Origin of the sequence: Oleidesulfovibrio sp., from assembly GCF_047973035.1 — a bacterium.
GTDB lineage: Bacteria > Desulfobacterota > Desulfovibrionia > Desulfovibrionales > Desulfovibrionaceae > Oleidesulfovibrio.
The window spans coordinates 93,173-101,889 of sequence record NZ_JBKEBF010000044.1 but is presented as its reverse complement, the minus strand read 5'-3'; the positions used below and the strand labels follow the sequence as shown (position 1 = coordinate 101,889).

5 protein-coding genes and 1 rRNA gene are annotated in these 8,717 nt (G+C 50.3%); 5 read left to right on the top strand and 1 reads right to left on the bottom strand.

All coding sequences use genetic code 11. The features are described 5' to 3' along the window. Positions 1 to 166 (bottom strand): 16S ribosomal RNA (locus ACK5LI_RS16580); the annotation flags it as partial. 420 nt (positions 167 to 586) lie between these two features. On the opposite strand from ACK5LI_RS16580, the gene ACK5LI_RS16575 reads away from it, so the two are divergent. The 5 genes from ACK5LI_RS16575 to ACK5LI_RS16555 all read left to right on the top strand — a co-directional run bounded on the left by ACK5LI_RS16575 (position 587) and on the right by ACK5LI_RS16555 (position 8,474). Beyond that, entirely contained in the window at positions 587 to 1,231 is a 645-nt protein-coding gene (locus tag ACK5LI_RS16575) for a tetratricopeptide repeat protein (RefSeq protein WP_416951432.1), read from the top strand. 386 nt (positions 1,232 to 1,617) lie between these two features. Then, the gene (locus ACK5LI_RS16570; RefSeq protein WP_416951430.1) at positions 1,618 to 4,950 is read left to right on the top strand and encodes a hybrid sensor histidine kinase/response regulator; all 3,333 of its coding nucleotides are present in this window, start codon (positions 1,618 to 1,620) and stop codon (positions 4,948 to 4,950) included. Positions 4,951 to 4,972: 22 nt separating this feature from the next. After that, a complete protein-coding gene (locus ACK5LI_RS16565) occupies positions 4,973 to 5,380 on the top strand; it encodes a response regulator (RefSeq protein ID WP_416951428.1) in 408 nt (135 codons plus the stop codon). A gap of 244 nt (positions 5,381 to 5,624) precedes the next feature. After that, positions 5,625 to 6,209: a TetR/AcrR family transcriptional regulator gene (locus ACK5LI_RS16560; protein WP_416951426.1), complete on the top strand. Its 585-nt coding sequence runs from the start codon at positions 5,625 to 5,627 to the stop codon at positions 6,207 to 6,209. Positions 6,210 to 6,428: 219 nt separating this feature from the next. Next, positions 6,429 to 8,474: a methyl-accepting chemotaxis protein gene (locus tag ACK5LI_RS16555; RefSeq protein ID WP_416951424.1), complete on the top strand. Its 2,046-nt coding sequence runs from the start codon at positions 6,429 to 6,431 to the stop codon at positions 8,472 to 8,474. Positions 8,475 to 8,717 lie beyond the last annotated feature (243 nt).

The following is an 8,717-nucleotide window of genomic DNA, read 5'->3' as shown; positions in this document are numbered from 1 at the left end:
TTAGCAGTCGTTTCCAACCGTTATTCCGGTGATACAGGTAGATTATCCACGCGTTACTCACCCGTGCGCCACTTTACTCATCCCCGAAGGAACTTTCACGTTCGACTTGCATGTGTTAAGCACGCCGCCAGCGTTCAATCTGAGCCAGAATCAAACTCTCCAGTTAAAAAACTGTAAAGCCATTCTTAATGGCCAAATAAAGCTGAACTTATTTCCTGTCCAACTCGCTATTTAATTGTCAAAGAGCTTCGTCGTTCCGCTGTTAGACTTTACCGTCGAAGCGGAGGGCTTTATGAGCTTTTCGTCGAAGCTTGTCAACGCTTTTTTTCAGAAAGTTTAAAAACTTTCTTGAAGCGCCAAACTGTTTAAAGAGCTGTTAGCCTTGCGACGAAGGGGTATCTATGCTTTGCCCTCTTAACTGTCAACAACAATTTTCATTTTTCCCATTTTTTTCTTGTTTTTTTCTGATGCTATATAATGATAAGTCTGTTTGAAAACTTGCCAACTATTCGCAAGGAAGGTATCTACCCCCCCACAATCAGTCTTTGGCTTTATCACATTTTCACACCCAGCCAAGAGGACACACATGTCTTTAAGCAAACAAGAGTTGAAAGAACTGGCCGCACAAGTAGAACAAGGTGTATATGTAAAACGCTCTACCCTGTACATCGCAGTAGGCATTGCACTGGTGGCGGGCATGTACATCGGTAACCTGCTGACCAGCACCATGAGCCAGAATCAGCCAGTAACCAAACAGCGTGTCACCCAAGTGACTGCCGGACAAACTGACGCGACGCAAGTTCCCGCAGCACAGATGGCTCAAATTCTTGATCTGGAAAAGCACTTGCAGCATACGCCGGATGATGTGGCAGCATGGACCAAGCTCGGCCACCTTTACTTTGATACCAACCAGCCGAAACCTGCCATCAGGGCGTACAACAAGTCACTGGAGCTGAAGCCTGATGATGCTAATGTCATTACCGATCTGGGCGTAATGTATCGGAGAGACCATCAGCACCAGCTTGCACTGGAAACCTTTGAGCGAGCCATTGCCGTCGACCCCACACATGAAGTTTCACGCTTCAACAAGGGCATCGTGCTGTTCTATGATCTGAAGAAAAAAGATGAAGCTTTTGCGACATGGAATGAGCTTGTGCAACTGAACCCGAATGCGCGCACCCCCGGCGGCACGCCCGTGAAGGAAATGATCAACCAGCTTAAGGCCCAATAGGCCGGCACTACAATCTTGTCTGCAGCGATACAGGTCGGGGGCATATAGTCCCCGACTTTTTTTTAAGCTGTGCACCGGCAAAAAAAAACCAGCAAAACCGACAGATCTTAGCTGTACCGGCAACTGGTCAGGTAACTGACCCGAGAATTGACCATTGTCAGACAGGGCAGGCATGCGTGACAATAGCTGTAAAACCCACTATCAAAACTGGTGGGCTTACTTCTGCTCCGTTTATTTTACCCAGTATCTTTACTAAAAGCTTCAGCACTGAAATAATCAGGTTTTTCATGCGGCAAACTATTCGCGTATATATATTCCGGCTCATTATTTTAAGCACGTTATTCATGTTGAGTGGGGCTTCCTTCCCTTCTCTTGCAGCTTCCCCGATGTCCATCCCGCTGGATGAACTGCAGTCCCGCATGTGGGTTAAGCCCTACATGTCCGTTCTACCTGACGTCTCCGGCAGTATGACCATTGCCGAAGCGGCGTCCGCCAGACAGGTCGGGGAATATGTGCCTTTTGACGCTATTCCGTTCCGCAGTGATGCCAGAACGTTATGGGTAAAAATGACGTTACTCGGCACTGATACAACAGCATCAAGTACGGCAGAACGCTTTCAGTTACTGCCGGTAAATTCTGAGCAACGTGCCGCAGATCAGACGGATGTTCCGGCAAATCAGCCCGACAGTGGGAACCAAACCGGCAAAACGCCACAGCCGGAAAGCGGACAAACGCTCTATCACACCACTGCCCACTCATTTCCTGTACTTCAGTTAGGCCCCACTGCTCCCACACCTGTTGAGCTGTATGTTCCTGCCCCGCACCTGACTGGCGGTTGGCAACGGATTACAGTTTCGGGCACAACCGTCCCTCTTCCTTCGATTCATGCAACACCTGTTACTGTATACCTCAGACTTGCCGGAGTTCCAGGGCCCTGGTTCCAGCCGGTTCTGCACGAAGCTTCCGGTGCATTTGACGGAGCCATTACAGCAGCTTTGCCCATGCATATGGTACAAGGCTTCCTGTTGGCTCTTTTGCTTCTGAACTGCGCACTCTGGTTTACAAGCCGTGCAAGGTGGCGCCTGTGGGCATCGGCTTGCGTCATTGCGGTTCTGGTTCATTCTTTTTCTCCTGTTGCAACAACCACGCTGTTTTCATGGGACAGCGTCGCGGCTCTTTTTTTACCCGGTATCGCTTTGCTGACTCTGGCCCAGACCGGTCGCCGTATGCTGAACAGTGACACAGCCCCGAAAACAGACAGACTGTTTGCTCTCTGCATGGTGCTGGGAGCGGTACTTGCGCTGCTGCCGCTTATTCCTCAGTTACGCTTTTTACATGTTGCGCTACCGCTTTGGCCATTGCTGGCCATCCCGCTTGCGCTGCCTGCGCTTGGCCGCTGGCAGGAAGGGGTTGCCGGTTCCGGACGATACCTGCTGGCCTGCCTGCTTCCCGCTGCGGGAACCGTGGCCGGTATGAGTGCGGCTTTGACTCCGGACGCCCCGTTATGGGCTACGCTGGGCCCTGCCGTAGGAATGGCGCTGGGCCTCTTAAGCCTTTCGTGCGGCCCAGTGCAGGAAAACAATGCACCCTGTACCGCAGCATCAAAAGAGCCTGAAGAGAGCTTGATCACAGATGCTCAGCCTGATTTTGAACAACAAGAGCCCAGCCTGACTGCAAGCTCTTTACTGGCAAGGGTAAGTCATGACCTGCGTACCCCCTTAACTGCAATTATCCATGCTGCAGAACAGCTGGCGATCGAAACAGGGCCACACAGCACAAGCAAGCAACTTAACCTTATTCAAGCCGCCGGTCGCAACCTGCAGCTGCAGATAAACGACCTCATCGATGCTGCCCGTGCGGCCAAGGGTAGAACAACGTTGAAGTCCAACCGCTTCAACCTGCACCATGTTCTTGAAGAAGCGCATGAAATCGCGCTCATCAAAGCCGGACATAAAGGCCTGCAGCTGTCGTGGTTCATGTCGCCGCACATGCTGGTGAACTTCAGGGGAGATGCAGACCGTATTCTTCAGATCGTACTTAACCTGCTGGGAAATGCGATACGCTTTACGGATGAAGGAACCATCAGGTTGTCTGTAGGACGGGTGGAAGACTCGACCGACTCAGGCCATCTTCTTTTCGCCATAAGTGACACAGGCATCGGCATCCCGCTGGAGAATCCGTATGCAGTCTTTGACAATTTTTGCGTCAGCCCCGGTACAGGCTCCGGTCGCTACGGCGGTATGGGGTTGGGCCTTTCCATAGCACGGGACCTTGTAAGCATGATGGGAGGAGTAATCTGCCTTGAAAGCACGCCCGGAGCAGGAACAACCATTTCGTTCACCTTGCGCTTGCAGCCTGCATCACAGCTGCCTCAGGGGCTTGCAACCGGTCTGGACAGACAGCCCGGGTTAGTGCTGTTGACAGATGATATCGCCAGTAACAGACAACTCGTTACCTTTTTCCTGGAAGATACACCACTGGCCTTTGTAGAAGCCAGAAGTGGTGCTGAAGCTGTCCGCAAATTCCGGCGCAGGCTTCCTGCTCTCGTCATGATTGATTCTCAGATGCCTGGAATGAACGGGCCGGATACGGTACGCACTCTGCGCAAAGCAGAAAGCGAGTTAGGCCTTATGCCCGGTCCCATTCTGGGTATCGTTCGATCCGGGGATGAACAGGCTGCAAATGCCATGAGAGCAGCGGGTTGTTCATCTATACTGTTGCGTCCCTTCACCCGCGGAACGCTGCTTGCTGTTGTGTCTGAAACGATTGAACACATCAGACCTGCAGCTGAATCTGCTGCAGGTGCAGTACAGCAGGCATCTACAACACAGACTGCAACTCCAGTGATTGCGATACAGACAGACTCTATTGGAGAAGAGCGCAACGGCAAGAAAAAAGAAACAACAGATGACGAGCCGGAAAAACAGGCAACTCATGCTCTTGAGCCAGCTGAAACTTCAGAACAAAAAGCAATCCCAAGCAACGAAGAAAAGGGTGCCGATGCTGATTCAGAAACACACAACGACAACTTTCCGGAAAAAGAAAATAGTACAACAGTTGACATAAAGGCACAAAAGGCCGATGTCCCTCCCGCACTGCAGCAAACTCGAGAGCAACACTCTGAGAAAGAGCTACCCGAGCACCCCGTGCAGCCGGAAGAAGGACACCACGGGGAAGAGGTTGAAGAAGGAATCCCTTCTGTTCTCACTCCGGAAACATTCGCCCGCATTTCAGCCGCTGTTGCAGCGCTTGCAGAACCAAGGCAGACTGCCGTAACGAAGCGCATGGGCCACGACGCGAAGACTGAAGCTTTCGCAGAAAATCCTGACTTGAATAGCCTGCGCACAGCTGATGCCATGAGTCCGCAGCCTGCTGAAAAAATGGTGCAATCAAGGCCTGCATTCAATGTGCAGGAGCAGAACAACAGTGAGTTACCGACCCAGCTGAAGAGCCTGAAGGACAGCCTTGTTTCCGGTAAAAAGGCCGTTGTGCTAGGCTCATTACCACAAGTGCAGCTTGCGTCCGCAAACATAGCAGCCACAGCTTCTGAGCTGGGGTTACAGGCGCTGCACCGCATTGCGCGCTGCGTTGCAGATGCTTCTGCTGCAGGCGACAATGATGCCGTTCGCGACCTTTTTGACGAACTTGAAAGCGCAACTATACGTAATCTGAAGGCGCTTGAAGATCTGCACAAGATGCAGACCGCAATAAAACAGTGATACCAGCTACAGGCGGATTCCAATGACACATTCCCCCGCCTCTGAACACCAGAAGAATACAACGATTCTGGTAGTTGAAGATAATAATGTCAGCAGCACCATGTTGCGTTTTGCACTGCAAAAAAAGCAGTACAACGTCCATTGTGTTCAAGACGGAGAAGCCTGCCTGAAGGCACTTGAGGCACAGCCTTTTGATCTGGTTCTGATGGACATTGAATTGCCCTTTATGACCGGAGATGAAGCTCTCAAAAGAATTCGGGACGGGCAAGACAGGTATTGCGGTATACCTGTCGTTGCCATGACGGCACATGATTCGCTTGAAGCCCTTGAGCGGCTCTCAAAAATCGGATTTGATGCAGTACTCAACAAGCCACTTGACCTGGCGGCTCTGATGCATACAATTGAAAAAATATTGTGCCGCAGCAAATAATAATACGTATGCAGACAAATAGAGCTGCGTTTATATAATTTTTCAGACTGCTCACTCGAACAAATTTTTAACTGTCATGCTATTCTGTTTGCTGAACAAACTGTCTCAGGAATCTAGAATATGCCCGTCATTACTTACTTATGACAGGTATTGCGTTGACACTTTGTAGCGGCAGGAGTATCACCACACCTCTGAGTGAGTGAACACACCGTTTATTACTGCAACATACCATTGTAGGGATCTCATGAAACGCGACATTATACTTGATACCGCCGCACGCCTTTTTGCTGAGCGCGGCTTTAACAATACACCCACCAGCTTGCTTGCACGCGAAGCTGGCGTGGCTGAAGGCACTATCTTCCGTCACTTCAAGACTAAAGACGATATCTTTCTGACATTGGTTACCAATGTAAAGAAGCAGCTCATCAGTGATATTGAAAAATATCTTGAGGTACGTACTCCCGAAAGCAGCATGGAAAAAGTTATTTCCATCATCAAGTCTTTCTATGTGTTTGTTAAAAAGAACAACATGGAGTTCTGCCTTATTTTCCGTGACGCACCAACCCGTTACGGTCACAGAAATGACGATGTTTTTCTGCAGATTCAGGAAATCTATACCTACCTTACCGAGTACCTGACTCAGGCGCTTGAAGAAGGAAAGCAGGACGGCTCAATTCGTCAGGGTGTAAACACCAACGATACTGCCGGGATGATTGTAAGCCTTGTCGTAGGTCTTGTTCGTGCTATGCATTTCGGCTTTGTTGAACCTTCCGACGATGTTCTGCGTAGCGTTATTGACAACATTCGCCACATGCTTACCTGCGAATAGATAAAAACAAACAATACTATATTCAAAAAGGCCGCAGATAATGCGGCCTTTTTTATTTTTATGAGCGTACACATTTATTTTATGAAGCATTCTAAAACGCAATACGACTTTCTACATGCAATAATTGACAAGACCCCATAGTGTAAGACTATATTTACGAATTATATTTAACGTAACACACCACAACACCCGTTTTTTGTTACAGTTCAGGGGGCAATTATGCGCTGGAAAAACATCAGGCTGGCAGGTAAATTTGCTGCTGGTTTCGGGCTGGTACTGGCACTGGTAGTTGTTGTTGCAGGCTGGTCGTATTTCGGTATTGGCACCATCGTCCACAATGCACAGCAGGTAATCGAAGGTAATAAGCTACGAGGCGATGTTGTCCAGCGGGTTGTTGACCACCTGAAATGGGCAGAACAGGTGCAGACACTTCTTAACGATGACAACGTCAACGAACTTTCCGCTCAGACAGACCACAAATTATGCGCTTTCGGTAAGTGGTTGTACGGCCCCGAGCGCAGACAGGCAGAAAAGCTTGTACCTCGTATAGCCCCGCTTCTTTCCGCCATTGAAGGCCCCCATGAAGAATTGCATAATTCTGCTTTGGATATTCAGGCCGCTTATACTCCTACAGACTCTTCACTCGGAGCTTTCCTCCGCGACAAAAAAGCCGACCACCTATATTGGCTGAATGCAGTCATGGTCAAAGTATCCGACCCATCACGCGCTTCGCTTGGTGTACAACTTGACCCTGCAAAGTGTGCGCTTGGCAAATGGCTGAACAGCGAAGGGTTGCAGCAACTGCACACTAAAGACCCGAAGCTGGCCGCTGCAATCGAGCAGATGATTCCCGCGCACGAGCAACTGCATCATGCGGGGCATGACCTCGAAGGCCTTGTGGGAGCAGGTCAACACGCAGAAGCACTGCGGCAGTATCATTCAAAAATTGTTCCCATCGCCAAACAAACTATCGCATCGTTGGACGCGATAATAGCCATGCACGATGACCGTATGGCCGGTATGGAAAAAGCCAGACGTATTTTTGTGGAAAAAACGACTCCTGCTTTGAAAAAAGTACAGGAAATTCTGTTTGCCGTCCGCGACACCACAGCGGATGACATTATGACAGATCAGCAGATGCTCGACGCTGCCACCAATACACAGGCCGTTGTTCTGGTAGTCGGTTTTATCTCGCTTATCGTAGGTCTTATCGCTGCCACGGTAATCTCGCGCGGCATCGTAGCTCCGTTACGCAAAGGTATTGATTATACCCGCCAGATTGCCGATGGCGACCTGACAGCCCGGATTGACGTAAACCAAGCTGATGAAGTTGGACAGATGGCTGATGCTATGCGCCAGATGACTGAACAGCTCAAGGGAATTACAGGTGAAATCGAATCCGGCGCAGGCAATGTTGCTGCCGGAAGTGAGCAGCTTTCCGCTTCGGCCCAGGCACTGTCTCAAGGCGCAACTGAACAGGCGGCATCTGTAGAAGAAATCACCTCCAGCATGGAAGAAATGGCAGCCACAACCCAGCGCAATGCTCACAATGCAGCAGAAACAGACAGCGTAGCCCGCAAGGCAGCCATAAGTGCAGAAGAAAGCGGAAACGCCGTTACCAGCACTGTATCTGCAATGAAGGATATTGCAGGCAAGATTGCCATCATTGAAGAAATTGCCCGCCAGACAAACCTGCTGGCCCTGAACGCTGCCATTGAAGCAGCCCGTGCAGGCGAGCATGGCAAAGGATTTGCCGTTGTGGCAGCAGAGGTACGCAAGCTTGCTGAGCGCAGCGGACAGGCAGCCGCTGAAATCGGCAACCTTTCCGGAACCAGCGTGAGGGTGGCAGAAGAGGCCGGAAGACTGCTGGAAGAACTTGTTCCCATGATCAAGAAAACATCTGACCTTGTGCAGGACATTGCCGCAGGAACAGCGGAACAGGCCACAGGCGTTGAACACGTCAATAAAGCAGTGCAGCAACTGGATCAGGTTGTACAGAATAACGCTGCTGCTGCAGAAGAAATGGCCTCAACCAGTGAGGAGCTTTCGTCGCAAGCGGAACAACTTCTGCAAACGGTCAGTTATTTCAAAACAGACACTGCAACGAGCACTGCGACAAGATTCGACGTACAAGCAACTACGCGCCCGGTACATCGAAGTTCCGGCAGCCGTGGGTATGCCCCGCAACTGCCGGAAACACCAGCTACGCGAAAGGGAGCCAGCCCCATCGTACTAAGCGATGACGAGGATTTCGAACGCTACTAGTCACACTACATCAAAATACCCAAAACCGGTCAGCCCAGCTGACCGGTTTTTCTCTTGCCTTCTGCATACAAAGCCTATATCGATAGCTCTATATAAAAATAAAAAGGGCTAACGATGCAGTTTAGTTACATCTTAACGATCCTATGGGCAATCCTTCTGGCGACGTTCCTTTCGCTCGGCAACGTATGGGTAGGTCATCTGGTCCCGGATTCTCCCTGGCGGCCCCGCATCATAGCTTCGCTC